Source organism: Lactobacillus nasalidis (assembly GCF_016587775.1).
Classification (GTDB): domain Bacteria; phylum Bacillota; class Bacilli; order Lactobacillales; family Lactobacillaceae; genus Lactobacillus; species Lactobacillus nasalidis.
Map to the genome: position 1 here is coordinate 1 of NZ_BOCG01000116.1, position 1,435 is coordinate 1,435.

The 1,435-nt window shown below is 49.3% G+C and carries 3 protein-coding genes; all 3 read right to left on the bottom strand.

The features are described 5' to 3' along the window. On the bottom strand, positions 1 to 323 hold a 323-nt coding region (locus tag lacNas_RS01795; RefSeq protein ID WP_201346531.1), incomplete at its 3' end, for an adaptor protein MecA. A 107-nt stretch (positions 324 to 430) separates the two neighbouring features. Then, positions 431 to 832, bottom strand: a complete 402-nt coding sequence (gene spxA, locus lacNas_RS01800) for a transcriptional regulator SpxA (protein WP_201331205.1) — start codon at positions 830 to 832, stop codon at positions 431 to 433. 171 nt (positions 833 to 1,003) lie between these two features. Then, the coding region (locus lacNas_RS01805; RefSeq protein WP_307865696.1) for a putative PEP-binding protein at positions 1,004 to 1,435 on the bottom strand (432 nt) is incomplete at its 5' end.

Genomic DNA, 1,435 nt, shown 5'->3' on the forward strand with positions numbered 1-1,435 from the left:
GCTTCATCTTCATCAGCCTCTCCGCCGACGCCGTTGGCCTCGGGTTCGAAAAAGCGCCGCATTTCTTCCGGCATGTCGTTGTCTTTGTTCATCTTGGTGATCAGAAGATCGATGCCGCCGTCATTGGGCATGACCTGGAAGGTCACCGGCGCATCACTGGCAAAATCGTTGTCCTCGTCCACCTCGTGCAGGATCGACAGGAAAAATTCCAGCACCCGTTCACGGTTGCCGAGCAGGTCTAAAATCTTCAGGCCCCGCTGGCTCAGATCCTCCCGGGTCATGCTCACGCGGAGCGTGTTTTCATTCACCTTTTCAACGCGCATCGTCAATCCCTCCTTTGTGTTTACTGATATTGTAACCTAAAGCCGGCCAAAGCAAAAGCGTTAGCCCTTTTATAAGCCAACGCCCGCATACCTGTCTTTCGACAATATTATTCTTGATCCGCCAACCGCTTAGCGCGGGCCATTTCCAGCCGGCGCACGCTCCGTGGCAAAAAGCGGCGAATTTCGTCTTCGTTGTAGCCCACCTGCATCCGGCGGTCATCCAAAATAATTGGCCGTCTGAGCAGGCTTGGGTTCTTTTCGATCAAATCGATCAGCTCGTTCATCGAGATGTCGTCCAGGTCGATGTTCAGCTCTTGGAAAGCCTTTGACCGGGTTGACACGATTTCTTCCGTTCCTTCTTCGGTCATTCTCAAAACATGAATGATCTCTTCCCGGTTCAGCGGATCGGAAATGATGTTTCTTTCCTTGTAAGGGATGTTGTGCTGTTCAAGCCATTGCTTAGCCTTGCGGCATGAGGTGCAGCTTGGAGAAACATATAAATCTACCATTGTTACCACGCTCCTTTAAAATGAGATTGCATGAACACACATTCGTTACTTGAATATAGTTTAGCATGGATACTTACAAAAAGGAAGAGGGTAAAGAGTTTTCTTTTAACTTTCTTAATTAATAGCACAAAAAAAGCGGTCAGCTCGCCGCCAATCGCTTATTTTTGCAGACTATTGCTTGTTTTCCATCAAGTTCTTGACCAACTCGATGTTGTCTTCGTTAGTCAGTGATTCCTTGGTTGCCTTGTCAGCCAAGTCAGCCAATTCTTCAGTTGAGAGCTTCTTCATTTCGTTTCTGATCCGCAGAATTGAAGTTGCGCTCATTGAGTATTCGTCCAGGCCCATGGAAAGCAGGATCGGGAACATGGTTGAGTCACCAGCTGCTTCACCACACATGCCGCACCAGATGCCAGCTTCGTGAGCTGAGTCGATCGTGTGCTTGATCAGGCGCAATACGGACGGGTTGTATGGCTGGTACAGGTAAGAAACGTTTTCGTTGCCCCGGTCAGCAGCCATCGTGTATTGGATCAAGTCGTTGGTGCCGATTGAGAAGAAGTCGACTTCCTTGGCAAATTGGTCTGCCAAAACGGCAGCTGCCGGAAC

Coding starts and splice junctions, on each gene's coding strand:
- spxA (WP_201331205.1), bottom strand. CDS start 832: ATGGTAGATTTATATGTTTCTCCAAGCTGCACCTCATGCCGCAAGGCT.